This window comes from Micromonospora sp. NPDC051196 (assembly GCF_040682415.1).
Lineage (GTDB): Bacteria > Actinomycetota > Actinomycetes > Mycobacteriales > Micromonosporaceae > Micromonospora.
Genome location: NZ_JBFBAY010000007.1, coordinates 117,826 through 142,317, shown reverse-complemented (window position 1 = coordinate 142,317; position 24,492 = coordinate 117,826). Strand labels below are relative to the sequence as shown.

The following is a 24,492-nucleotide window of genomic DNA, read 5'->3' as shown; positions in this document are numbered from 1 at the left end:
TGCGCTACGCCGGGGCTAGACCGGGAATCGGCCGCGCCGCCACTGCCAGTGGCGGCCGGCGGCCAGGTGGTCGATGACCGCGCGTTGCAGCACGGTACGCCGCGGCAACTCGTCCAATGGCGTGGTCAGGGTACGGAACACGAACCGCAGCATCTCGACGTCGGCGTCCAGCCCTTCGGGCTGCTCGTAGGGCTCCAACTCGAACCTGCGCTGGAACCGGACGATGTTGGTCTCCTCGGGCAGGTATTCCCGCAGCTGCGGATCGAGCAACCACGAGCCGCACGCGAACGCCGGGTAACGCTCGTCGGGAAAGTGGCGTGGGAAGAACGCCCGAGCCTCGTCCAGCGACGCCTCGACCGACTCCGGGGTCAACGGCCCCGAGTCAGGGATGTGCAGGTCGATGGTGGTGTCGCCGCGGTAGTGCTGCAACCGACCCAGCTCGTACAGGCTGCCACGCACATGCAGCGTCAACCAGCTCTGCATGACCGGCCAGCCCTCGCCGCGCATCCGCCGGTCGATCGCCAGATTCCGGCCCAGATCCGCGAGGGTCGCCCACGACACGGCGTCCGGGATGCCGTGGTCACGGTGGTACCCCAGGACGACGTCGACGAGAGCCAGGTACGCGTACACGTAGAGGTGCCGCCAGGCGGGGCCGCGGTCACGGGGCAGCTCCGGGCCCGGCGGCAGCCAGCCGTTGCCGCCGAGATCGGCGCGGACCAGCGCGATCGAGCGGTCGAGCAGCCACCGCAGTTCCGCAGTCCACTCCGGAGAGTCGGGGTCGGGCCAGCCCGCCATGATCTCGGCGACATCGTCCGGCGGCACCGCCAGCCGGTCGAGCAGGGCGGGTACGTCGGACCTGGCGGGCAGCGGAGCCGACGGCCGGTCACCGGCGAGCCGGTGCACCCGCTCGACCTCCTCGACGGGCACCCCGAGCTGGGCGGCGGTGTCGGTCAGGTCCACGCCGAGGACACTACCGATCGGCGGGGTGGCTGCGACAGGCCCGAGCCGGCGCGAGCGGTGTGGTTCCGGCCCGGCGATCTAGAGCCGCACCGGAACCACACTCGTCAGAGCACCTTGGCCAGGAACGTCTTGGTCCGCTCGTGCTGCGGGTTGGCGATCACCTCGCGGGGGTTGCCGGACTCGACCACGACCCCGCCGTCCATGAAGACCAGTGAATCGCCGACCTCGCGGGCGAAGCCGATCTCGTGGGTCACCACGATCATCGTCATGCCGTCGCGGGCCAGGTCCTTCATCACGTCGAGGACCTCGCCGACCAACTCCGGATCCAGCGCGCTGGTCGGCTCGTCGAAGAGCATCAGCTTCGGCTGCATGGCCAGCGCCCGGGCGATGGCCACCCGCTGCTGCTGCCCGCCGGAGAGCTGATTCGGGTAACTACCCAGCCGGTCACCCAGCCCCACCCGTTCCAACAGCGCCACCGCCCGGTCCCGGGCCTCGGCCCGCTTCTCCCTGTGGACCAGCAGCGGCGCCTCGGTGACGTTCTCCAGGGCGGTCTTGTGCGGGAACAGGTTGAACCGCTGGAACACCATGCCGATGGCGCGGCGCTGGGCGGCGACCTCCTTCTCCCGCATCTCGTGCAGCTTGCCGCCACGCTCCCGGTAGCCGATCAGCTCGCCGTCCACCCAGATCCGCCCGGCGTTGATCTTCTCCAGGTGGTTGATGCACCGCAGGAAGGTCGACTTGCCCGAGCCGGAGGGCCCGAGCAGGCAGCACACCTCCCCGGCGCGCACCTGAAGATCGATGCCCTTGAGCACCTCGATGGAGCCGAACGACTTGTGCACCTGCTCGGCCCGTACCATCGGCCCGGACTCGGTGCCCGGGGCGCCGGCCTGGGCCGGCACGCTCACCTGCGTCATACGCCCCCTGCCCCTCCGGTGGCGCCGCCGCCACCGACCGCCATGCCCCGCAGCCGGGCCTTCGCCTGTCCGGCGCGACCGCTGCCCTTGGCGAAGTGCCGCTCCAGGTAGTACTGCCCGACCAGCAGCACACTGCTCAACAGCAGATACCAGATGGTCGCCGCGACCAGCATCGGGAAGACCTGGAAGGTCCGGCTACCGACAGCCCTGATCTGGAAGAACAGCTCGGTGGAGACCGGCACGAAGGCCACCAGCGAGGTGTCCTTGAGCATGGCGATGGTCTCGTTGCCGGTCGGCGGAACGATCACCCGCATCGCCTGCGGCAGGACGATCCGGCGCAGGATCTGCCCCTGGCTCATGCCCAACGCCTGGGCCGCCTCGGTTTGCCCCTCGTCGACCGACTGGATACCAGCCCGGACGATCTCCGCCATGTACGCGGCCTCGGACAGGCCGAGCGCCAGCATGCCGGCCACGAAACCGGTGAGGATGTCCGTCGCCGAGAAACCGAACAGTCGCGCCTCGAAGTCCTGCACCCCGAACAACGCGCCGATCTGCCGGTCGAAGGGCAACCCGAACTCGATCCGGGCCCAGAGGATGCCCAGATTACCGAAGAGGATCGCCAGCACCAACCGCGGCACCGCCCGGAAGAACCAGGTGTACGCCCAGGCGACGCCACGCAGGATCGGGTTGCCCGACAGTCGCATGATCGCGATGACGACGCCCAGCACGATGCCGATCAGCATGGCGGTCACCAGCAGCGCGAGGCTGCCGCGGACACCAGCCATGATCGGCGGCCGGAACATGTTGTCGACCATGAACGACCAGTTGAACGCCTCGTTCGTCACCAGCAGGTGCACGAACATGGCGACCAGCACCCCGATCACGGCGACGGCGACCCACCGCCCGGGATGCCGCACGGGCACGGCCTGGATGGGTTCCGGCCGTGCCCGTTCGGGTGAATCGGTGTCGATCGACATGTCAGCTGGCGGGGTTCAGTTCCGACGTGGTGATGGCCCCACCCTCGACGCCCCACTTACCCAGCGCCGCCTTGTAGCTGCCGTCGGCGATGACCGCCTGCACGGCCTCCTTCAGCACCTCGGCGAACGCGGCCTGGTCCTTGGGCACCGCGTAGCCGTACGGCGCCGACTCGTAGATGTCGCCGAGCACCTCCAGCTGGCCGTTGCTCTGCTTCACCGCGTACGCGCCGACCGGCGAGTCGGCCAGCATGGCGTCGTTCTTGCCGCTGACGACGGCGGCCGTCGCGTCGCTCTGCGCCTGGTACTGGTCGATGTTGATCTCCGGCTTCCCGGCGTCGGTGCACGCCTTCGACCGGGCGGTGATGTCGTCGAGCTGCACGGTGCCGACCTGCACGGCGATCTTCTTGCCGCAGGCGTTGTCCGGGTCCACCTGGTTCGGGTTACCGGCCTTGGTGGCCCACTGGGTGCCGGCGGAGAAGTAGCTCACCATGTTGACCGTCTGCAACCGCTCGGCGTTGATGGTGAACGAGGAGACACCGACCTCGTACTTGCCGGAGCTCACGCCCGGCAGGATCGCGTCGAACGGCGCCGACTCGTACTCGGCCTTCAGGCCGAGCTTCTGCGCCACCGCGTTGAACAGCTCCACGTCGAAGCCGATCACGGTCTTGCCGTCGGTGTCCAGGAACTCCGCCGGGGCGTACGTCGCGTCGGTACCGACCTTGATCACACCGTCGGCCTTGATCGTGTCGGGCACCTTGGCGGCGAGATCCGTGTCCGCCGAAGCGGTCACGGACGGACCCGCACCGGGCTCGTCGGCGCTGTCCTGCTCGCCGCACGCCGCCATCGAGAGAGTGAGCAGCGCCGCACCGGCCACACCGATGACGGCCCGCCGACGACCGTTGAGGTTGAACATGTCGTACTCCTTGCGAAGAGGGGTGACGGCCGTTCAGGCCACGCCGAGGTAGGCCTCTTTGACAGACGGGTCGTGCAGCAGCTCGGCGCCGGTGCCTTCCTTGACGATCCGGCCGGTCTCCAGCACGTACGCGCGGTGCGCCCGGGCAAGGGCCTGCTGTGCGTTCTGCTCCACCAGCAGGATCGTGGTGCCCTGCTGGTTGATCTCCGTGATGATGCTGAAGATCTGCTGGATCAGCATCGGCGCCAGCCCCATCGACGGCTCGTCGAGCAGCAGCAGCTTGGGCCGGCTCATCAACGCCCGACCCACGGCCAGCATCTGCTGCTCACCACCGGAGAGCGTGCCACCGACCTGCTTACGCCGCTCGGCAAGCCGAGGGAACAGCTCCAGCACCTTTGCCAGATCCTTGGCCACCTCGCCGCGGTCCCGCCGGGTGTAGGCGCCCATGTCCAGGTTCTCCATCACCGTCATGCCGGGGAAGATCCCCCGGCCCTCGGGTGCCTGGCACAGCCCGCGCCGCACCCGCAGGTCGGCCCGGAGCTTGCTGATGTCCTCACCGTTGAACCGGATCTGCCCGGAGGCGATCGGACGGATGCCCGAGATGGCCCGCATGGTGGTGGACTTACCGGCGCCGTTGGCGCCGATCAGGGCCACGATCTCACCCTCGTTGACGGTCAGGCTGATCCCGTGCAGCGCCTTGATCCGCCCGTAGAGCAGACTGACGTCCTCGATCTCAAGCAGCATCGTCATCCGGCACCCCCAGGTAGGCCGCGATCACCCGGTGATCCTCACGCACCTCGGCGGGGAGCCCATCAGCGATCTTCTTTCCGAACTCCAGCACCACGATCCGGTCGGTCACTCCCATGACCAGACGCATGTCGTGCTCGATGAGCAGCACGGTGACGCCCTGGTCCCGGATCTTGCGGATGAGCTGGAGCAGCTCCTCCTTCTCGGCCGGGTTGAAGCCGGCAGCCGGCTCGTCCAGGCAGAGCAGTACCGGATCGGTGGCCAGCGCCCGCGCGATCTCCAGCCGGCGCTGTTCACCGTAGGAGAGGTTGCGGGCGGCGTCGTGCATCCGGTGAGGGATGCCGACGAAGTCCAGCAGCCGCTCGGCCTTCTCCAGCCCGTCGCGTTCCTCACGGCGGTGCCGGGGCAGCCGGAACAGCGCGGAGATAACGCTGGTCTTGTGGTGCGCGTCCGCGCCCACCTGGATGTTCTCCAGCGCGGTCATCTCCGGGAACAGGCGGATGTTCTGGAACGTCCGCGCCATGCCCATCTTGGTGATGTGGTGCTTCTTCTTGCCGGTGATCCGCTCACCGCGGAACCGGATCTCCCCCTCGGAGGGCTGGTAGATGCCGGTCATCGCGTTGAAGCAGGTGGTCTTGCCGGCACCGTTGGGGCCGATCAGCCCGAGAATCTCACCCTTGTAGAGGGTGAAGTTCACATCATTGAGGGCCACCACGCCGCCGAAGCGCAGCGTCACGTGGTCGACCTCCAGCAGTGGTTCCCGGGCGGCGGCGGTGGACTCCACCGCCGGGGCGCCGGCCTGCTCCGGAACGGTCGGCTTCTGCACGGTCTCACCCACCGACGATCACCTCCTTGCGACGGTCCTTGAACTCCGCCGCCCTTCGTCGGTTCGGAATCAAACCTTGCGGCCGGAAGATCATCATGATCACCAGCACCAGGCCGAAGAACATGAAACGGTACTCGTACAGCTCGACGCCGAAGAACTCGATGCCGCGGAACCGCTCGATCATGTACGCCACCAGGCCACCACCGACGATCGCGCCGACGATGTTGCCCGAGCCACCGAGGATGACCGCGGCCAGGATGATGATCGAGTTGAGCAGTTCCAGGTTCTGCGAGCTGACGAAGTTCTGCTTACCGGCGAACAACGCCCCGGCCAGACCACCGATCGCCGCACCCGAGGCGAACGCCCAGAGCTTGAACTTGAACGTCGGCACACCCATCAGCTGCGCCGCGTCCTCGTCCTCCCGGATCGAGATCCAGGCCCGACCGACCCGGCTGCGGTTCAGGTTCCGCACCCCGAGGACCACCAGGATGATCAGCGTGAGGACCAGCCAGTAGTACGGTCGCGGGTCCAGCACGCCGAAGATCGGCTTGCCGTCGGAGTAGCTGCCCGGCGGGTGCGGGATCTGGTTGAAGCCGCGCTGTCCCTTGAGGAACTCGGAGCTGGTCGCCGCCACCCGGATCATCTCGGCGAAGCCGAGCGTCACGATGGCCAGGTAGTCACCGCGCAACCGCAGCGTCGGCGTACCGAGGAACACCCCGGAGATCATGGTCAACACGATCGCCAACGGCAGGGCCAGCAGCCACGGCCAGAGCGTCTTGAGGTCACTGCTCGGCGAGGTGAACACCGCCACCGTGTACGCGCCGACCGCGAAGAAGCCGAAGTAGCCGAGGTCGAGCAGGCCGGCGAAGCCGACCACGATGTTCAACCCGACCGCAAGCAGCACGTAGATGGAGATGGTGAACAGCACCTGCCCGAAGTTCGACCCGGTGGTCGGGATCGGCCCGAGCCACTGGTAGAACTCCCGGTTCGGCAGAGCGTAGAAGAAGACGATCACCGCCGCGATGACGGCCCACCGCATCCAGCGGGGTGCGTTGTGCCAACGTTCGCCCACTGCGTGGCGACCCGAATCGATCCATTCCCTCACGCTTGTCATGCGCGGGCCCTCCCCAACGACTCGCCCAGCAGACCGGTCGGCCGGAACATCAGCAGCACGACCAGGACGACGAAGGCGACCAGGTCCTTCCAGTTCGCCCCGAACAGCGCCGAGGCGTAGTTCTCGACCAGGCCGAGCAGCAGGCCGCCGAGCAGCGCGCCGCGCAGGTTGCCGATGCCGCCGAGGACCGCCGCGGTGAACGCCTTCAGTCCGAGCAGGAAGCCGACGCTGTAGGTCAGCGTGCCGATCCGGATGTCGTAGAGCATCCCGGCGACACCAGCCATCACGCCACCGATGATGAACACGACCAGGATGATCCGGTCCTTGTTGATACCCATCAGCGCGGCCGTGTTCTGGTCCTGGGCCACCGCCCGGATACCCCGACCGATGCGGCTGCGGTTGATGAACAGGTCCAGAGCGATCATCATCGCCAGTGCCGAACCGATGACCAGCAACTGCACCACGGTGACTTCCGCACCGAAGACGGTGAAGAGCACGTCGTTCTTCACCACGGTGGGCGCGCCGACCGGGAGTCGTCGGGTGTAGATACCGAACGCCTCGGCGATCGCGATCGAGGCGCCGATCGCGGTGATCAGGAAGGCCAGGGGCGGGGCGTTGCGCTTACGCAGCGGCCGGTACGCCACCCGCTCGATCACCGTTGCGGTGCCGGCTGAGGCCACCGCCGCGAACAGGGCACCGACCAGCAGGTAGAGCATGATCGAGCCGAAGCCGCTGACCACCGAGTCGCGGTCCAGACCGAATGCGGCCCAACCCCAGATCGCGGCGAAAGCACCCGCGATGAAGACCTCGGAGTGGGCGAAGTTGATGAGTCTCAGCACGCCGTAGACCAGCGTGTAACCCAGCGCGACGAGGGCGTAGATAGCGCCCACCGTCAGCCCGGTTATCGTATATCCCCCGAAATCGGAGAATAGGGCGTTGAAGTCCAAGGAAGGGCACTCCGTACAGGAAGAGAAGACAGTGGGGGTGCGGCCCGGGAAGGTGCTCCCCGGCCGCACCCCACAATCACAGCGGAACCGTTACCGGAACGGTCAGGACTTAGGGATCTCCTGGTCCGGCACGACCTTGCCGCCGACGACCTTGTACGCCCAGACCTTCACCTGGCTCGGGTCCAGCTCGCCGGTCTCGGTGAACTTGTAGCTGGCCGCAACGCCGTCGCCGCTGTAGCCCTTCACGAACTCCAGCATGGCCGAACGGGTGGTGTGACCGGCCTTGACACCAGCGAGCAGGATGGTCGCCGCGTCGAAGGCGGTGTCGCTGTAGGTGCCGGGCTCCGCGCCGTTGAGCGCCTTGTAGTCCTCGACGAAGCTGCCGCGCGCCTCGGTGGCCGGCTGGCAGGGGCAGGTGAGGATGGTGCCCTCAGCCGCCGCCGCGCCGGCACCGGTGATGTAGGACGCGTCGTTGACGCCGTCACCGGCGACCAGGGTGGCGGTGACGCCAGCAGCGGTGAGCTGCTTGCGGATCAGACCGGCCTCCTGGTAGTAGCCACCGTAGAAGAGCGCGGTCGCGCCCGAGGACTTGATCTTGGTGACGGTCGCCGAGAAGTCGCTCTGCTTGCCCTCACCCTGGACCTTGTCGGTGCCGACGACCGCCGCACCGAGGACCTTCTTGACCTCGTCGGCCAGGCCGGCGCCGTACGCGGACTGGTCGTCGACGACGAAGACCTTCTCGGCCTTCAGGACGTCCTTGATGTACCGACCGGCCGCCGGGCCCTGGCTGAAGTCGTTGCCGACCGCCCGGAAGAAGGTCTTCCAACCCTGCTCGGCCAGGCTCGGCCGGGTCGCGGACGGGCTGATGTGCACCAGGCCGGCCTCGGAGAAGAACGGGTTGGCCGCCTCCGACTCACCGGAGAAGGCGGGACCGACGATGCCAACGATCTTCTCGTCGTCAAGCGCCTGCTGGGCAAGGCCCGGCGCCTGCTCGGGGTTGCCCTGGGAGTCCAGCGGCACCAGGGTCACCTGGCAGTCGGCGTTCTCCTTGTTGTGCTTGTCAACGGCGAGCTTGACGCCGCCGTTCATGTTCACGCCGAGCGCCGCAGCAGGACCCGTGAGCGCGCCGAAGAAGGCAATCTTGGCACCGCAGGAGTCACCGGCAGCATCGTCGGATCCACTGTCAGACTTGCAGGCGGTCACTCCGCCCATGGCGAGAGCGGCGATCGCCACCCCGCCGACCAAACGTGCGAGCTTCTGCCTCACGGCCCGAACCCTCCTCCGTCCCATGGTCCGAACCACCCGCTGCCAATTGGCCATTGCGGGGGCGGACGAACCAGACCGTCGTCGCCGGTCTGGGGCCGGACGTTATCCCACGGTGTAGGCGCGACGTAAGCCCCGGAAGGGGCCGTTGACCGAACCGTTACACGCCGTGGCGGATAGGGTGCGATCGCTGTAAGAAGCCACCGTCGATTGATCGGATATGAAGGTTCTTCACCTTCGTTCAGTCGGCGACCCACGCTGCTGGGTGATCTTCCTTCAGCCACCAGCCGGAAGGTGTGCCCACCAGGCGCGAGACCCAACTCCAGCGTCCACGAACACCATAAGCCGATCCCCCTGCAGCGCCACCACCAGCGCCGTCTCCCCCGACGGCACCTCCATCGGCAGGGCCACCGCACGCCACGACACCCCACCATCAGTCGAACACCACAGACGGTAACCATCAGCGTCGATGCTCGCCATCACCACCCGATCCGCGGACGCCACCAGGCCACGCACCGACAGCGCACCCCGGCCACCCCCGCCGAAGGCGCCGACCCACCGCCAACCCGCCTGCGCCGAACGCCACACCCCAAAGCCATCACGCACCGGACCGACCGCCAGCACCGCACCTCCCGCAACCACCACCCGCTGCGCCTGGGCAGGACCATCCACACTCGGCAACACCACCCGCCGCCACACCCGCGCGTCCGACGAACTCCACGCCACCGGCGTGGCACCGGGCACCAACACCGCACCCACCACCAACCAACCCGACGGCACGGCAACCGCGTCGTACGCCACCGTCCGGCCCCGATCATCACTGGCCAACTCCGGCAACGCCTCGTGCACCGCGAAGCGCTCGCCGTCAGGTGAACTCCACACCGCCGCCCCGGTCACCCGAGTTCCCACCAGCAACCAACCGAGCGATCCGGCCGCCACCCGGGAGACACTCACCGCTCGCGGCCCGCCGTACAACTCGAACCCGGCCGCCGCCTCCCGCAACGCGCCGTCCGGATGCAACGACCAGTTGGCGGTACGCGGATTGCCGTGCGCGCCCCCGCTCGCCGCGCCCAACGCCACCAACCGGGCATCCCGACAGGCCACCGCATAGAGCACGTGCCGGGCACCGTACATACTCGACGACACCAACCGCATCGGCGACCAGAGGGCACCATCCAAACTGGTCCAAGCAGCCGGAACGGTCTCCCCCGCCGAATCGGCGACCGCACCGACGGCGTACCAGCGTCCGCCGCAGACAGTCGCGTCACGCACCAGCACCCTGCCGGACACCTCGCCACCGCCCGGCAGGGCCACCGCCTGCCAGACCGGGCGCAACGGCCCCGGCTCCGCGGGCTCCGCACCCGGTCGGGAGCAGCTGGCCAAGGTCACCGCCACAGCGGCAACGACCGCGCTCCACCGCCGGATCATCACGACCCGATGCTATCGACGCCGACCTCTCGCCACACCCGGCGCAGAGCCGACTCAGGAAGCCGGCTGCGTCACCTCACCGCCGGCGGTCTCGGCGAGAATCCGCTCGGAGACCTCCTTCATGGTCATCCGGTGATCCATCGCCGTACGCTGGATCCACTTGAACGCCTGGGGCTCAGTCATGTTGTACGTGGTCATCAAGGCACCCTTGGCCCGCTCGACGGTCTTGCGGACCTCCAACCGGTCGGTCAGCCCGGCGACCTCGGCCTCCAGCGCGGCGATCTCCGAGTAGCGGGACAGGGCGATCTCCACCGCCGGCACCAGATCACTCTTCTGGAACGGCTTGACCAGGTATGCCATCGCACCGGCCGCCCGAGCCCGCTCCACCAGGTCACGCTGGCTGAAGGCGGTCAGAATGATGACCGGAGCGATCCGGGCACCGGCGATCCGCTCGGCGGCGGCCAACCCGTCCATGATCGGCATCTTGATGTCGAGGATCACCAGATCAGGCTTGAGCTCCTCGGCGAGCCGGACGGCGGTCTCGCCGTCACCGGCCTCGCCGACCACCTCGTAGCCCTCCTCGGCCAGCATCTCGGCGAGGTCCAGTCGGATCAGCGCCTCGTCCTCGGCGATCAGTACCCGCCTGCGCGCGGCATCCGTCTGCGTCTCGGCCACGAGCCACTCCCACCATCGTTTCCGGCACGGCTACCCACCCATGCTCTCGCACGAGAGTAGTCGGGTACAGTAAGCCTCACTCGCCGGGATGGTGGAACGGCATACACGGAAGTCTCAAACACTTCTGCCCGAAAGGGCTTGCGGGTTCGAATCCCGCTCCCGGCACTTTGTCATACAGGCGTTCGATGATGCCGACGTGCATCCTCCCGAAATGCGAGCGCGGGTCCGTGCACTTCGCGCCCGGGGCCACAACATCCGCTCGGTGGCCCGCACCCTGGCCCTGCCCTACACCACGGTGTGGCACTGGTGCGTTGATCGACCCGATCCGGTCCAGAGCAACAGCGCCGCCCGCTGCTTCCGCTGTCGGCCGGAGCTGACGGGTCCCGCCCACCCCGCAGCCTATGCCTACCTGCTCGGCCTGTATCTCGGCGACGGGCATCTCGTCACGAGTAACCGGGTGCCGGTGCTTCGCATCTACTGCACCGACACCTGGCCGAACCTGATCGAGGCATGCGATGCCGCGATGAGAGCGGTACTCGCGAACCGCGTCCAGCGGGTCCAGAAGCAGGGTTGCGTAGCGGTGCAGAGCACCGGCAAGCACTGGCCCTGCCTCATCCCGCAACACGGTCCGGGCAAGAAACACCAGCGCCCGATCCTCCTGGCCAGCTGGCAGTGGGAGATCTTGACCGCGCACGTAGGCCACTTTCTACGCGGGCTCTTCCATTCCGACGGTGCCCGGTTCACCAACCGGGTCACTGTCAGGGGTAAGGAGTACGTCTATCCCCGGTACATGTTCGTCAACGAGTCCGTCGACATCATGGGCCTGTGCCAGTGGGCGCTGGATCTGCTCGGCATCGCGTGGCGGATGAACCGGCGCAACAGCCTCTCCGTCGCCCGCCGCGAGGCGGTCGCCGTACTGGATCGCCACGTCGGCCCCAAGTCGTGACCGGGCGCGGGCCGCCTGGACGGCCGTTGCCGGGTCGTCAGATCGCCGCGAGCGCCCGGGACAGGTCGTCGCGCAGGTCCTCCGGGTCCTCCAGGCCGACGGAGAGGCGCAGCAGCGCGGCGTCGGGTTTCGCGTCTCCCTCGACCGGGCGGTGGGTCAGCGACGCCGGGTGCTGGATGAGGGTGTCGACGCCACCGAGCGAGACGGCGTGTGTGATCAGCCGACAGGCGCCGGCGACCGCCGCTGCGGCGGGCGCGCCGCCGCGTACCTCGAAGGCGAGCAGGCTGCCGGGGCCGGACATCTGCCGGCCGACGAGCCCGGCCGGGTCGTCGATGCCGGGGTGGTGTACCCGGGTGACTGCCGGGTGCTCGCTGAGCCAGGCGGCGAGTTTCTCCGCGCCGGCCTGCTGGGCGCGTACTCGCAGCGGCAGGGTTTGCAGGCCGCGGTGCAGCAGGTATCCGCCGAGCGGGTGCAGGATCGCGCCGGTGACGGCGCGGACCTGGCGTAGTCGGGCAGCCCATTCGGTGTCGCAGGCCACCACCCCGGCGAGGACGTCGCCGTGGCCGCCGATGCTCTTGGTGGCGCTGTGCAGCACGAGCCGGGCGCCGTGGCGGGCGGGTTGTTGGAGGACCGGGGTGGCGACGGTGTTGTCGATCAGCAGCGGCACGTCCCCGGCGGCGTCGGCCAGGGCGGCGATGTCGAGCAGGTCGAGGGTGGGGTTGGCCGGGGTTTCGGCGATGACCAGGGCGGTGTCCGGGCGGATGGCGGCGGCGACCTGGTCGGGCCGGGCCCAGGTGACTTCGGTGCCGAGCAGGCCGGTGGCCAGGATGTGGTCGGTGCCGCCGTAGAGGGGGCGGACGGCGACCAGGTGGCGTTTGCCGTCGCGGGTGGCGGCGAGCAGGGCGGCGGTGAGGGCGGCCATGCCGCTGGCGTAGGCGACGGCTTCGGCGGTGCCTTCCAGTTCGGCGAGGGCGGTTTCGAAGCGGGCCACGGTGGGGTTCCAGAGCCGCTGGTAGACGGCGCTGGCACCGGTGGGCAGCGGGTCGCCGGTGGCGAGTGCCTGGTACGCGTCGCCGCCGTCGTCGACCGAGGGCAGGGGGTTGGTGGTCGACAGGTCGATGGGCGGCACGTGGACGCCGAGGCCGGTGAGGTCTTCACGGCCGGCGTGCACGGCTCGGGTGTCCACGCTCGTCATGCCGAAAGGATCGAATGAACAGAGCATCTAAGGCAACAGTTTCGAATACAATTCGCAGCGCTCCCCTTCCCGATGTGCACTTGTTCGGTGAAAGATGACGCCATGCCCCTCGTATCGAATGATCTACGGCGTTCCGCAGCCCTCGACGACACCGACCGCGCGATCCTGGCGGAGTTGTCCGCCGACGGGCGGTTGCCGAACAACGCGCTGGCCGAGCGGGTCGGGGTGGCGCCGTCGACCTGTCTGGCGCGTACCCGGGCGTTGCGGGAGAGCGGGGCGATCCGCGGGTTCTACGCGGAGGTGGATCCGGCGGCGGTGGGTCTGCCGTTGCAGGCGCTGGTGTCGGTACGGCTGACCGAACACGCGCGGGCGGCGGTGGACGCGTTCCGGGCCCGTTCGGTGCGGCTGCCGGGGGTGGTGTCGGTGTTCCATGTGGCGGGGGCGGAGGATTACGTGCTGCATGTGCGGGCCGCCTCGGCCGAGGCGCTGCGGGACTTCGTGTTGGACCATCTGGCGGTGGATCCGGCGGTGCAGCACACCCAGACCAGTCTGATCTTCGAGCAGGCGCGCGGGTTGGGCTGATCACGTCGGCACCGGCGTGGGAACAAAACCGGCATCTTCCGGGTTGGCAGCCGCTGTGATCGACGTACCGCTTTCTGTTCTGGACCTCGCCCCCGTCGCGGCCGACGCCTCCGTCGGCGAGGCGTTGCGGCACACCACCGAGTTGGCGCGGCGCACCGACGAGTTGGGCTATCACCGGTTCTGGGTGGCCGAGCACCACAACATGCCGGCGATCGCCTCGTCGGCGCCGGCGGTGCTGATCGCGCATCTGGCCGCACACACCAGCCGGATCCGGCTGGGTTCGGGTGGGGTGATGCTGCCCAACCACGCGCCGTTGGTGGTGGCCGAGCAGTTCGGCACCCTGGAGGCGTTGCATCCGGGCCGCATCGACCTGGGCATCGGGCGGGCACCGGGTACGGATCAGGTGACCGCGTTGGCGTTGCGCCGGACCATGGAGGGGCTGTCGGCGGACAAGTTCCCCCAGGAGTTGGCCGCGCTGATGGACTTCTTCGACGAGGACCGTTCGGGGCGGATCATGGCCTCGCCGGGGCGGGGTCAGCGGCCGGCGGTGTGGCTGTTGGGCTCCAGCGGGTTCAGCGCCCAGCTGGCCGGCGCGTTGGGGCTGCCGTTCTCGTTCGCGCATCACTTCAGCGGGCAGCACACGGTGCCGGCGTTGGCGTTGTACCGGCAGAGTTTCCGCCCGTCGCGGTGGCTGGAGCGGCCGTACGCGATGGTGGCGGTGAACGCGGTCTGCGCGGAGACCGACGAGCGGGCCGAGTGGTTGGCCGGGCCGGCCGGGTTGTCGTTCCTGCGGTTGCGTTCGGGGCGGCCGGAGCCGCTGGCCTCGCCGGAGGAGGCGGCGGCGTACCCGTACACCGATCTTGAGCGGGAGTTCGTGGTGCAGCGGCGCGAGGGCCAGGCGACGGGGTCGCCGGAGACGGTGGCCCGGCAGTTGGGCGATCTGCTGGCGCGGACCGGGGCGGACGAGTTGATGCTCACCACGATGGTGTACGACATCGACGACCGGGTGCGGTCGTTCGAGTTGATCGCCGAGCGGGTCGCCGGGGGCCTGCGACGCTGAGTGAAGGCACAGGTGTGGGGCGCGGGCCGGGCAGGTCTGGCGCGCCAGCGGTGGTGGCCCAGGTCACAGCGGTTCTGTGCCGTGAAACACGATCTTCATGGGAGCGTCACCCCCGCGACGCGGAGTGCGCTTAACTTTGTATCCGGTGGTGGTACGGCACTCTCCGGTCGGGACGGGTCGGGGGTGCCGCGGTGTGGGGCACCGGGCCGCAGTTGAGCGGATTCCGCGATTGCGGCCCGGTGCCTGTCCCTTTTTCAAACGTCAACGCAGGTAGATGCGCGGGGCGGGCGGGACGGCCATCCCGTCGCCGAGGAAGAAGCTCGGGTGCGGCGGCTGGTTGTAGGCGGTGTTCTGCCAGGCCACGGCGACCCGGTACTGCAGGTCGTGCATCAGCGTGTGGATGCGGGTGTTGGTCGGGTTCGGGGTGCTGTAGATGCGCAGGGCTCGGCTGTCGCTGGTCCGCCAGACCACTTCTTCGCGCCAGTCGCCGAGGATGTCGGCCGACAGTGCGGGGGTGGCCTTGGTGCCGTTGTTCGCGGCCACGTCGGTGCCGGTGAGCAGGCGGGTGTCGCCGTTCGGGCCGTACTTGTCGATGCGGGTGGCGTCGAGCAGTTCACGCACCGGGTCGCCGTCCCACCAGATCAGGAAGTTGGTCGAGGAGGGTTTGCGGCCCACGTTCTGGCCCCGGGTGTTGGCCAGGCCGCTGACCGCCGACGACCAGGATTCGGCGCCGGGGCTGCCGGCCCAGATGTCGCCGGAGACACCGCGGCCGTTGTCCCCGCTGGCCGGGGTGGACCAGATGAGCTGCCCGGTGCGGGCGTCGGCGAGGTAGGAGCTGGGCTTGCTGCCGTCCTCGTTGACCTTGAAGACTTCCAGGCCGGCGCGGGTCGGGTCGAGGTCGCCGACGTGCATGGCGTCGCCGTGGCCGGTGGCGGTGGAGTGCAGTAGTCGACCGTTGTCGTCGATGGTGGCGGCACCGTAGACGATCTCCTGCCGGCCGTCACCGTCGACGTCGGCCACTGACAGGTTGTGGTTGCCCTGCCCGGCGGCGGCGCCGTTGCCGCTGGCGTTGGAGTCGAAGGTCCACCGCTTGGTGAGGCTGCCGTTGCGGAAGTCCCAGGCGGCGATGACCGCGCGGGTGTAGTAGCCCCGGGCCATGATCAGTGAGGGGCGTTGACCGTCGAGGTAGGCGGTGGCGGCGAGGAACCGGTCGACCCGGTTGCCGTAGGAGTCGCCCCAGGAGGAGACGGTGCCCCGCGGCGGGTCGTAGTTGACGGTGGACAGGGCGGCGCCGGTGCGGCCGTCGAACATGGTCAGGTACTCCGGGCCAGCGAGGACGTAGCCGCTGGAGTTGCGGTGGTCGGCGCTCGCGTTGCCGATCACCTGTCCGGTGCCGGAACGGGTGCCGTCGGCGGTCTTCATGGCCACTTCGGCGCGGCCGTCACCGTCGTAGTCGTACACCTGGAACTGGGTGTAGTGGGCGCCGGCGCGGATGTTGCGGCCCAGGTCGATGCGCCACAGCCGGGCGCCGGTGAGGGTGTACGCGTCGACGTAGACGTTGCCGGTGTAGCCGGACTGGGAGTTGTCCTTGGCGTTGGACGGCTCCCACTTGAGCACGAACTCGTACCGGCCGTCGCCGTCGAGGTCGCCGACGCTGGCGTCGTTGGCCGAGTAGCTGTACGCCTCGCCGCTGGGTGTGGTGCCGCCCGGCGGGACCTGCAACGGCACGTCGAGGTAGCCGGCCGGGAACTGCAACGCGGCAGCGGAGGCCGCCTGTTCGACGCCGCCCACCACGGCCCGCACGGTGTACGACGCACCGGCTGCGGCACCGCTGTCCAGGTAGTTGGTGGCCCCGGTGATCGGGCTGGTGTTCACCCGGGTGCCGCCCCGGTAGAGGTTGAACGCCACACCGGAGGTCTCGGTGCCCAGCAGCCGCCAGGAGACCAGGTTGGCCGAGCCGGACCGGACGCTGACCAGGCCACGGTCCAGATTCTCCGCCTGCATCGACCCGGCCGGCGGAGTGGTCGGTGGTGGGGTCGTGGGCGGCGGGGTGGTGGGGGGTGGGGTCGTCGGCGGCGGGGTGGTCGGGGTGGTGGCGCCGGTGCAGGTCGTGCCGTTGAGGGCGAAGCTGGTGGGGGCCGGGTTGCTGCCGGTCCACGAGCCGTTGAACCCGAAGGCGGTGCTGGCGTTGGTGCCGATCGTGCCGTTGTAGTCGACGTTGCGGGCGCTGACCTGGGCGCCGGACTGGCTGACGGTGGCGTTCCACGCCTGGGTGACCTGCTGGCCGGCGGGCCAGGCCCAGGTGAGCGTCCAGCCGTTGAGCGGGTCACCGAGGTTGGTGATGGTGACGTCGGCGCCGAAACCGCCGCCCCACTGGTTGGTGACGCGGTAGTCGACGCGGCAGCCGGTGGCGGCCGCCGAGGCGGTCAGATTGGTCAGGGCGCCGACGGCGAGGGTGGTGGCCGTGGCCGTGACGAGCACGATGACCCGACGGGCGGTGCGGGGCATTGATGTCCTCCGGTGGAGGTCGGGCGCGCGGCAGCTGTGGCTTCGCCGGCGTGCCCGTTGCCGGCGGGTGCCGCGCTGGCGGCAGAAAGTCCGACGCATCGACGTCGGTAAGCAGATTCCCGCGCAGCTGCGATGCTAGGGCAAGCGCTTTCTGCACACAATCGGCCCGGCACAGTTGCCAGCGGCGGCTGCGACGCGGGTGCGGGCGACGCCGTGCCGCGCGGGCACCGGGCCAGCAATGCGTGAAGGGCGCGCAGGCGACGCTGGGGCGTCAGCGGTCGGCGCCGGTGAGGGCGGACACCTCTTCGGCCGGGTGGCCCTCGGAGGCGACCTGCTCCCCGCCGGACGCCTCGGCGCGCGCACGCTGGCGACGGGTGCGCAGCACCAGCCGTACCGCCAGCACCAGGGCGGCGACCCAGCCGGCCGCCAGCAGCAGGTAGACCAGCACCGGCAGGGAGCCGCCCAGGTCGGCGGTGCGCATCAGGATGCGGGCGTTGGTCAGCACGATCACGCCGCCGACGGCCGCGCCGAGCAGTTGGGCGGGGACGATGCGTACCAGCCACGCGGCGATCGGTGCGGCGATCAGGCCGCCGATGAGCAGGGCGAGCACGATGGGCAGCAGGAAACCCTCGGTGCCCAGGCCGATGAGGAAGCCGAGGCTGGCCGAGACGGCGACGAGGAACTCGGAGGTGTCCACCGAGCCGATCACCTTGCGGGGCTCCATCCGCCCGCTGACCAGCAGTGCCGGTGTGGCGACCGGGCCCCATCCCCCACCGCCGGTGGCGTCGACGAAGCCGGCGACCAGGCCGAGCGGGCCGAGGAACCGCCCGCGCAACTGGCCGGCGGCCGGGTTACGGCGCAGCGGCCGGGAGAAACGCACCAACAGGTACGCGCCGAGCGTGAACAGGATCGCGGCCATCCACGGGGCGGCTGCCTCGGTGGAGAGCGAACTGAGGAAGGTGGCACCGGCGAACGCACCGACCGCCCCGGGGATGGCGATGCGGATCACCACCCGCCAGTCGACGTTGCCGAACCGCCAGTGCGCGGCGCCGGCGGCGAGGGTGGTGCCGATCTCGGCCAGGTGCACCGAGGCGGACGCGGCGGCTGGCGCGACCCCGACCAGGAGCAGCAGCGTCGAGGAGGTCAGCCCGTACGCCATGCCGAGTGCCCCGTCGACAAGTTGGGCGGCGAGCCCGACGAGCGCGATGACCAGCAGCTTGCGCACGGCCGCCTCCAGACTTTTCGGCAACTCCTATCAACTTGGTCGACAATGCGGCATTGGAGGGCCTGCGGTCAAGCCCCTGATCGGTCAATGAGACGACACCCTCGGTCGCTCCCCCACCTGGGGCCCTTTGCTCTGCTTCAACCGGCGCACCGATTTCCGCACGGATCGGTGCGTGGAGTGAAGCAGAGCAAAGGGGTCGAGGGTACCTGTGCCGGCGCGGCCGAGTGGGTGCGCATCGCCGGTTCCCGGCGGGCGGGGCGCCGTGGGGTCAGGTCCAGGCGCGCGGGTCGGAGACCAGGCTGGTGACCTGCTCGGGCAGCGTGCCCTGTGCCACGTCGGCCACGGTGACCAGTTCGAGGATCTGCCGTTCGCTGGCTCGCAGTGCGATCCAGACGTCCTGCAACGCGCGGGCGGCGCCCTGGTAGCCGAGTTGCTCGGGCCGCTGTCCCCGGATGTGCGCCAGGGGCCCGTCGATCACCCGGATCACGTCGGCCAGGGAGATCTCCTCGGCGGGTCGGGCCAGCCAGTAGCCACCCTCCGGGCCCCGCTGAGCCTGCATGATGCCGCCCCGGCGCAGTTGCAGCAGGATGCTCTCCAGGAACTTCGGTGGAATGTCCTGGGCTCGGGCGATCTGGTCGGCGGTCACCGGACGACCACGACCGGCCCCGGTCACCGAGGCCAGCTCGGTGACCGCTCGAAGGGCGTAGTCCACCCGGGCGGAGAGTCGCATGTCGGACAGGTTAGTCGTTCCGTTGCACCAGCCGGACGATCACCCCTGCACCGATCGGCTGAGGCAAGTGGTACGGCCGCCGGTCGGAGCGTGGGTCACGGCCATGTCGGGGCCGCTGTCGCCCGTGGGTGCAGGGCCGGTTCAGGCACCGACGCGACGCAGCAGACCCTCCTGAACGACGCTGGCGATGTGCCGCCCGTCGACGGTGAACAACCTGCCGGTGGCCAGGCCCCGGGCACCGGAGGCCGACGGGCTCCAGCAGTCGTAGAGGAACCACTCGTCGGCGCGGAACGGCCGGTGGAACCACACCGCGTGGTCGAGGCTGGCGCCGACGACACCACCGGGGCCCCACACCTCGCCGTGCACCGAGAGCACCGAGTCGAGCAGGGTGAGGTCGGAGGCGTAGGTGAGTGCGCAGGCGTGCAGCAGCGGGTCGTCGGGAAGCTTGCCGTCGATGCGCATCCACACCCGCTGATGCGGGTCGGCGGGCCGGTCGCCGGGGCGTACCCAGCCGGGCTCGCCGACGTAGCGTACGTCGATGGGCCGGGGAATCTGCCCCCAGATGCCCAGCCGTTCCGGGTAGCGGGCCAGCCGGTCGGACATGGTGGGCACCTGCTCGGGCCCGGGTACGTCCGGCGGGACGGGGGCGTGGTGGTCCAGCCCTTCCTCGGGACGTTGGAACGACGCCGACATGAAGAAGATCGGCTCGCCGTGTTGCAGTGCCACCGAGCGGCGTACCGAGAAGGACCGGCCGTCCCGGATGCTCTCCACCTCGTAATCGATCGGCTCGACCGGGTCACCGGGTCGCACGAAGTAGCCGTGCAGCGAGTGGACCACCCGCTCCGGATCGACGGTGCGGCCGGCGGCGACCAGGGCCTGGCCGGCAACCTGGCCGCCGTACACCCGCTGGGGTCCGACCGGAGGGCTCATCCCCCGAAACGACCTGGTGCCGGTCGGCACCAGGTCGAGTACCTCCAGCAGTTGGTCGACGGCGGCCTGGCCGACGAGCACCTGGTCGTCGCTCACTGCAAGGCCCGCGCCGACGCGGCGTCGACCAACGAACCGAGTTGGTGTACGCGCAGGGTGTTGGTCGAGCCGGGGGTGCCGGGCGGGCTGCCCGCCACGATCACCACGTAGTCGCCGGGGTTGCCCCGGTTGAGCCCGAGCAGCGCCTGGTCGACCTGGCGGAACATGTCGTCGGTGTGCTGCACGAACGGCATCAGGAAGGTCTCCACCCCCCAGCAGAGGGCGAGTTGCTGACGCACCTCGGGCACCGGGGTGAAGGCCAGCAGCGGCAGGTCGCAGTGCAGCCGGCTGAGCCGGCGCACGGTGTCGCCGGTCTGCGAGAAGGCGACCAGCGCCTTGGCGCCGATGGCCCGGGCGATCGAGGAGGCGGCGACGGTGAGGGCACCACCGTGCGTACGCGGGTCGTGCTGGAGCCGGGGGACGACGATCGAGCCGGACTCGGTGGTGCTGACGATCTTGGCCATGGTGCTGACGGTGAGCACCGGGTATTTGCCCACGCTGGTCTCGCCGGAGAGCATCACCGCGTCGGCGCCGTCGAGTACCGCGTTGGCGACGTCGGACGCCTCGGCCCGGGTGGGCCGCGAATTCTCGATCATGGAGTCGAGCATCTGGGTGGCCACGATGACCGGCTTGGCGTTCTCCCGACACAGCTGCACGGCGCGCTTCTGCACCAGCGGCACCTCGTCCAGCGGCAACTCCACGCCGAGGTCACCGCGGGCGACCATCACCCCGTCGAAGGCCAGCACGATCGCCTCAAGGTGGTCGACCGCCTCCGGCTTCTCGACCTTGGCCAGCACCGGCCGGTGTACGCCAACCTCGCTCATGATCCCGTGACACAGCTTGATGTCGTCGGCGGAGCGGACGAAGGAGAGCGCGACCAGGTCGACGCCGAGGCCGAGCGCGAAGCGCAGATCCTCGGCGTCCTTGTCGGACAGGGCGGGCACGCTGACCGCCACATTGGGCAGCGAGACACCCTTGTTGTTGCTGACCGGCCCGCCCTCGGTGACCAGGACCCGGATGTCGTTACCGGTGACGTCGGTGACCTCGACGGCCACCCGACCGTCGTCGATCAGCAGCCGGTCACCGGGCTTCACCTCCTGCGGCAGCCTGCGGTAGGTGCAGGAGACCCGCTCCTTGCTGCCCACGACGTCGTCTCCGGTGATCACCACGGAGTCGCCGGTGCGCCACTCGTGCGGGCCGTCGGCGAACCGGCCCAGCCGGATCTTCGGCCCTTGCAGGTCGGCCAGGATCGCCACCGGTTTGCCGGTGGCCTCGGATGCCTCACGGACCAGGCGGTAGACCGCCTCGTGGTCGGCGTGGCTGCCGTGGCTGAAGTTGAGTCTCGCCACGTTCATGCCGGCCTCGACGAGCCCGCGGATGCGCTCGGGCGACGAGGTGGCGGGGCCAAGAGTGCAAACAATCTTCGCGCGGCGTGTCACGCCCATCAGGCTAGTCTCTCCTCCGGGTCGGACCACGGGCCGACCCCTTGCGCAAAGCGGAACAATTGTCCAACGGCGCACGGCGTACGCGCGCAGCCGGCGGGCGGAGCCACACCGGAACGTCGATGGCGGGCAACAGCGACCGCGCGCCGGAATGGTACGCCTCCCATGCCAGCGTGCGCCGAGGCGCTCCATCCCGACAACCATTCGCTACCGCACAATTGCCTAGGGTGACCCCCTGCGACGCCTCAGCTTTCCGCCTTGACCAGCGGAAACTCCAGCGAGCCGGCCGGGCAGAGGAAGGTCATCACGTCCACCCGGTAGAGCCCGGCCTGCACCGCCGGGTCGGCCTCCATCACGCTGCGCACGTCGTCGACCGAGCCGGTGCGCGCCAGACCGAAGCCCAGCGGCGGATCCGGTTCCCGCGCGTCGTTGCCGTCCACCGCGCCGGACACCAGGATGATTCCCCGTTGCTGGAGCGCCCGCATGTGCTGGGCGTGCTCGGCCTGCAACCGCTGGATGGTCTCGGCGGGCAACGCCCGTCCGGCCGCGCCGGGATACAACACGATGCACTCGTACGTGTCGAGCGCGAAGTCGAGATGCGGCTCTGCGGTCATGACACTCCCTCTCGCGGCCCGCCTGCGCCCGGCGCCGGCACACGCGGCGACACCGTCCAGCCTTCCACGAACCAGCAGGCCGCACCGGGCGCTCAGCCGATCCCGGCCGGGCAGGCTGAGCCGGACAGGGCCCCGGCGTTCGCCCGCCGGACGTCACGGCGCGGGCGTCACGGCGGGCGCCAGAGCTGGTGGTGTGGGCGGCGATCATGGGGTAAGGAATGCCGTGGACGGCTAGATTGGCCGACGACGACGATCGACGCGATGGGATTGATGTATGGCGAGCAACGCTGAGACTCGACCCGCCAAGGCCTCCGGCACCTACCGCATCGGCGGTGACCTGACCGTCGACCGACTCGGCTACGGGGCGATGCAGATCACCGGGCCGGGGGTCTGGGGGTACCCGAAGGACCCGGCCGAGGCGGTACGAGTGCTGCGCCGGGCGTACGAGCTGGGGGTGACGTTCATCGACACCGCCGACGCGTACGGGCCGTTCACCTCCGAGCTGCTGATCAAGGAGGCGTTGCACCCGTACGCCGATGATCTGGTCATCGCGACGAAGGCCGGCTTCACCCGCGCCGGACCGGGCGACTGGCGCCCGCTCGCCCGGCCGGAGTACCTGCGCCAGCAGTGCGTCCTGAGCCTGCGTCATCTCGGCCTGGACAGCATCGGGCTCTACCAGCTGCACCGCATCGATGCGACGGTGCCGCTGGCCGACCAGATCGGCGAGCTGGCGCTGTTGAAGGAGGAAGGGAAGATCCGGCACATCGGCCTGTCCGAGGTGACCGTCGAGCAGATCGAGGCGGCCCGTCAGATCGCACCGATCGCCTCGGTGCAGAACCTGTACAACGTGGCCAACCGCAAGGCCGAGGACGTCGTGACCTACTGCGAACGCAACGACATCGCGTTCATCCCGTGGTACCCGATCGCCACCGGCGAGCTGGCCCGCCCCGGCGGCCCACTGGACGCGATCTCCACCGAGCACGGCGCCACGCCCGCCCAGCTCGCTCTGGCCTGGCTGTTGCGCCGCTCCCCCGTCATGCTCCCCATCCCCGGCACCTCCTCGGTAGCCCACCTGGAGGAGAACGTTGCCGCCGCCCAGGTCCACCTGACCGACACCGAATACGAAACCCTCTCCACCACCCCCTAACCCACCCGCCTCCCCCCTCCCCTCCTCCCCCTCCCCGCCCGCGCCCGCGCCCCTTGCCCCGCCCGCGCCCCAGCCCTTGCCCCGTCGATCTTGCACTTTTCGTCGCCTGAATGCCCCCCTTCACCCCTTTCGCCCCGACCGAAAGTGCAAGATCGACGGGGCTAGGAGGGTGGGGCGGGACGCGAAGGGCGGGAGGGCGGGGAGGCACGGGGCGGGAGGACGGGGAGGCTCGGGGTGGGGGAGGCTCGGGGTGGGGGAGGCTCGGGGTGGGTGGGTGGTTTAGAGGGCTAGGCAGGAGGGGTTTATGGGGTGGTCGCGGAGGGCTTGGCGGATGACCGAGTAGGTGGTGCCGTCGACGACCAGGGCGAGGTGGCCTACTACGCGTAGCGGGCATTTGGACTGGATGAGCACGTTGGTCGCGCCGTCGGCCAGCATGGCGTTGTCGACCGGGCGGACGAGTTCGTCCTGCCAGGTGCGTACGGTGGTCCAGCGAACCGAGCCCGGAGTGTCGTCACCTGCGTTGAGCGCGGCGAGGAACGACGAGCCGATGGTCATCTGCTGGCAGGCGACGATGCCGGCGCAGCTGCCCAGGCCGAGGAACGCCAGCAGGTTGGCGACGTAGGTGCCGTACTGGGGAGTGCCCAGGCTGACGTAGCGGCCGATGATGCCGCCACCGCCCAGATTCTTGATGTAGTACCGGCTGACCAGGCCGCCCTCGGAGTGGGCGACCAGGTCGACCTTGGCTGCGCCGGTGCTGGAACGGACCTGCCCGACGAAGTTGCGCAGGCTGCCGGCGGAGACGGTGATGTCGCCGAGTCCGAGCTTGGGCAGCTCGTAGATCCAGACCCGGTAGCCGTCGGCACGCAGCCGGGCGGCGAGCGGCTCGTACACCGCGGCGAACCCGCTGAGCCCGCCGACGACGATCACCGGGTTGGCGCTGGCGAGGGCGCGCAACCCGTCGTCGGTGGTGCTGGCGGATGGCGCGATGGTGGCCGCTGCCGCCGACGCACCCGAGGTGGCGGCGGCCACGGCGGCCGAGGCGTCGGCAAGCACGGCGCCCGAGGTGGTGACGGCCGAAGTATCCGAGGTGGCGGCCACGGCGGTTGGGGCGGCGGCTGGCACGACGGCCAGGCTCGATCGGGCGGCGGCGGCAGGGACGGCCGAGGCGGCGGCCGGGCTCGGCAGGACGGCGGCGAGGGTCAACGCGAGGACGGGGACAGCCTTTCGGAGCAGCATCGCTGCACCTCCCAAGG

General features: G+C 69.6%; 23 protein-coding genes and 1 tRNA gene. 5 read left to right on the top strand and 19 right to left on the bottom strand.

The window, feature by feature from the left end; all coding sequences use genetic code 11:
• Positions 1-15: 15 nt before the first annotated feature.
• From AB0M35_RS16100 to AB0M35_RS16050, 11 genes are all read right to left on the bottom strand, one after another.
• On the bottom strand, positions 16-960 hold the full coding sequence (locus AB0M35_RS16100) for an acyltransferase domain-containing protein (RefSeq protein WP_363745928.1): 945 nt from the start codon (positions 958-960) through the stop codon (positions 16-18).
• Positions 961-1,064: 104 nt separating this feature from the next.
• On the bottom strand, positions 1,065-1,874 hold the full coding sequence (locus AB0M35_RS16095) for an amino acid ABC transporter ATP-binding protein (protein ID WP_363745926.1): 810 nt from the start codon (positions 1,872-1,874) through the stop codon (positions 1,065-1,067).
• On the bottom strand, positions 1,871-2,851 hold the full coding sequence (locus AB0M35_RS16090; RefSeq protein ID WP_363745924.1) for an amino acid ABC transporter permease: 981 nt from the start codon (positions 2,849-2,851) through the stop codon (positions 1,871-1,873). The genes AB0M35_RS16095 and AB0M35_RS16090 overlap by 4 nt, the downstream gene beginning before the upstream one ends.
• A gap of 1 nt (position 2,852) precedes the next feature.
• On the bottom strand, positions 2,853-3,764 hold the full coding sequence (locus AB0M35_RS16085) for an ABC transporter substrate-binding protein (RefSeq protein ID WP_363745922.1): 912 nt from the start codon (positions 3,762-3,764) through the stop codon (positions 2,853-2,855).
• A gap of 33 nt (positions 3,765-3,797) precedes the next feature.
• Positions 3,798-4,508 carry an ABC transporter ATP-binding protein gene (locus AB0M35_RS16080; protein ID WP_363746206.1) on the bottom strand — a complete coding sequence of 237 codons (711 nt, stop codon included), beginning with the start codon at positions 4,506-4,508 and terminating at the stop codon, positions 3,798-3,800.
• On the bottom strand, positions 4,498-5,295 hold the full coding sequence (locus AB0M35_RS16075; protein ID WP_363746204.1) for an ABC transporter ATP-binding protein: 798 nt from the start codon (positions 5,293-5,295) through the stop codon (positions 4,498-4,500). The genes AB0M35_RS16080 and AB0M35_RS16075 overlap by 11 nt, the downstream gene beginning before the upstream one ends.
• Positions 5,296-5,341: 46 nt before the next feature.
• Positions 5,342-6,451: a branched-chain amino acid ABC transporter permease gene (locus tag AB0M35_RS16070; protein WP_363745920.1), complete on the bottom strand. Its 1,110-nt coding sequence runs from the start codon at positions 6,449-6,451 to the stop codon at positions 5,342-5,344.
• The gene (locus AB0M35_RS16065) at positions 6,448-7,398 is read right to left on the bottom strand and encodes a branched-chain amino acid ABC transporter permease (protein WP_363745918.1); all 951 of its coding nucleotides are present in this window, start codon (positions 7,396-7,398) and stop codon (positions 6,448-6,450) included. Before AB0M35_RS16065 ends, AB0M35_RS16070 begins: the two co-directional genes overlap by 4 nt.
• Before the next feature lie 102 nt (positions 7,399-7,500).
• Positions 7,501-8,664, bottom strand: coding sequence for a branched-chain amino acid ABC transporter substrate-binding protein (locus AB0M35_RS16060; RefSeq protein ID WP_363745916.1), 1,164 nt, complete (start codon positions 8,662-8,664; stop codon positions 7,501-7,503).
• Positions 8,665-8,937: 273 nt separating this feature from the next.
• A complete protein-coding gene (locus tag AB0M35_RS16055; RefSeq protein ID WP_363746202.1) occupies positions 8,938-10,089 on the bottom strand; it encodes a hypothetical protein in 1,152 nt (383 codons plus the stop codon).
• A gap of 54 nt (positions 10,090-10,143) precedes the next feature.
• Positions 10,144-10,764, bottom strand: a complete 621-nt coding sequence (locus AB0M35_RS16050; RefSeq protein WP_341716837.1) for a response regulator — start codon at positions 10,762-10,764, stop codon at positions 10,144-10,146.
• Between the two features lie 82 nt (positions 10,765-10,846).
• On the opposite strand from AB0M35_RS16050, the gene AB0M35_RS16045 reads away from it, so the two are divergent.
• Positions 10,847-10,929 (top strand) — tRNA-Leu (locus AB0M35_RS16045).
• A gap of 46 nt (positions 10,930-10,975) precedes the next feature.
• Entirely contained in the window at positions 10,976-11,710 is a 735-nt protein-coding gene (locus tag AB0M35_RS16040) for a transcriptional regulator (RefSeq protein ID WP_363745914.1), read from the top strand.
• 37 nt (positions 11,711-11,747) lie between these two features.
• On the opposite strand, the gene AB0M35_RS16035 is transcribed toward AB0M35_RS16040, so the two are convergent.
• Complete coding sequence (locus tag AB0M35_RS16035; RefSeq protein ID WP_363745912.1) at positions 11,748-12,905, bottom strand: PLP-dependent transferase; 1,158 nt, start codon at positions 12,903-12,905, stop codon at positions 11,748-11,750.
• A 102-nt stretch (positions 12,906-13,007) separates the two neighbouring features.
• Between AB0M35_RS16035 and AB0M35_RS16030 the strand changes: the two genes are divergently transcribed.
• Both AB0M35_RS16030 and AB0M35_RS16025 read left to right on the top strand, forming a co-directional pair.
• Positions 13,008-13,487: an Lrp/AsnC family transcriptional regulator gene (locus AB0M35_RS16030; RefSeq protein ID WP_363745910.1), complete on the top strand. Its 480-nt coding sequence runs from the start codon at positions 13,008-13,010 to the stop codon at positions 13,485-13,487.
• A gap of 55 nt (positions 13,488-13,542) precedes the next feature.
• A complete protein-coding gene (locus AB0M35_RS16025) occupies positions 13,543-14,547 on the top strand; it encodes an LLM class flavin-dependent oxidoreductase (protein WP_363745908.1) in 1,005 nt (334 codons plus the stop codon).
• Positions 14,548-14,808: 261 nt separating this feature from the next.
• Here AB0M35_RS16025 and AB0M35_RS16020 read toward each other — a convergent pair whose 3' ends face one another.
• The 6 genes from AB0M35_RS16020 to AB0M35_RS15995 all read right to left on the bottom strand — a co-directional run bounded on the left by AB0M35_RS16020 (position 14,809) and on the right by AB0M35_RS15995 (position 22,092).
• Positions 14,809-17,055, bottom strand: coding sequence for a cellulose binding domain-containing protein (locus tag AB0M35_RS16020; protein ID WP_363745906.1), 2,247 nt, complete (start codon positions 17,053-17,055; stop codon positions 14,809-14,811).
• A gap of 271 nt (positions 17,056-17,326) precedes the next feature.
• Positions 17,327-18,280: a sulfite exporter TauE/SafE family protein gene (locus AB0M35_RS16015; protein ID WP_363745904.1), complete on the bottom strand. Its 954-nt coding sequence runs from the start codon at positions 18,278-18,280 to the stop codon at positions 17,327-17,329.
• A gap of 268 nt (positions 18,281-18,548) precedes the next feature.
• Positions 18,549-19,010 carry an Rrf2 family transcriptional regulator gene (locus AB0M35_RS16010; RefSeq protein ID WP_363745902.1) on the bottom strand — a complete coding sequence of 154 codons (462 nt, stop codon included), beginning with the start codon at positions 19,008-19,010 and terminating at the stop codon, positions 18,549-18,551.
• 141 nt (positions 19,011-19,151) lie between these two features.
• Positions 19,152-20,036, bottom strand: coding sequence for an acyl-CoA thioesterase II (locus AB0M35_RS16005; protein WP_363745900.1), 885 nt, complete (start codon positions 20,034-20,036; stop codon positions 19,152-19,154).
• Positions 20,033-21,481, bottom strand: coding sequence for a pyruvate kinase (gene pyk / locus AB0M35_RS16000; RefSeq protein WP_363745898.1), 1,449 nt, complete (start codon positions 21,479-21,481; stop codon positions 20,033-20,035). Before pyk ends, AB0M35_RS16005 begins: the two co-directional genes overlap by 4 nt.
• Positions 21,482-21,723: 242 nt before the next feature.
• Positions 21,724-22,092 carry a YciI family protein gene (locus AB0M35_RS15995; RefSeq protein WP_363745896.1) on the bottom strand — a complete coding sequence of 123 codons (369 nt, stop codon included), beginning with the start codon at positions 22,090-22,092 and terminating at the stop codon, positions 21,724-21,726.
• Between the two features lie 274 nt (positions 22,093-22,366).
• Between AB0M35_RS15995 and AB0M35_RS15990 the strand changes: the two genes are divergently transcribed.
• Positions 22,367-23,239 (top strand): aldo/keto reductase, encoded by an 873-nt coding sequence (locus AB0M35_RS15990; RefSeq protein ID WP_363745894.1) that lies wholly within the window; start codon positions 22,367-22,369, stop codon positions 23,237-23,239.
• A gap of 279 nt (positions 23,240-23,518) precedes the next feature.
• Here AB0M35_RS15990 and AB0M35_RS15985 read toward each other — a convergent pair whose 3' ends face one another.
• Complete coding sequence (locus tag AB0M35_RS15985) at positions 23,519-24,475, bottom strand: alpha/beta fold hydrolase (RefSeq protein WP_363745892.1); 957 nt, start codon at positions 24,473-24,475, stop codon at positions 23,519-23,521.
• Positions 24,476-24,492: the final 17 nt, after the last annotated feature.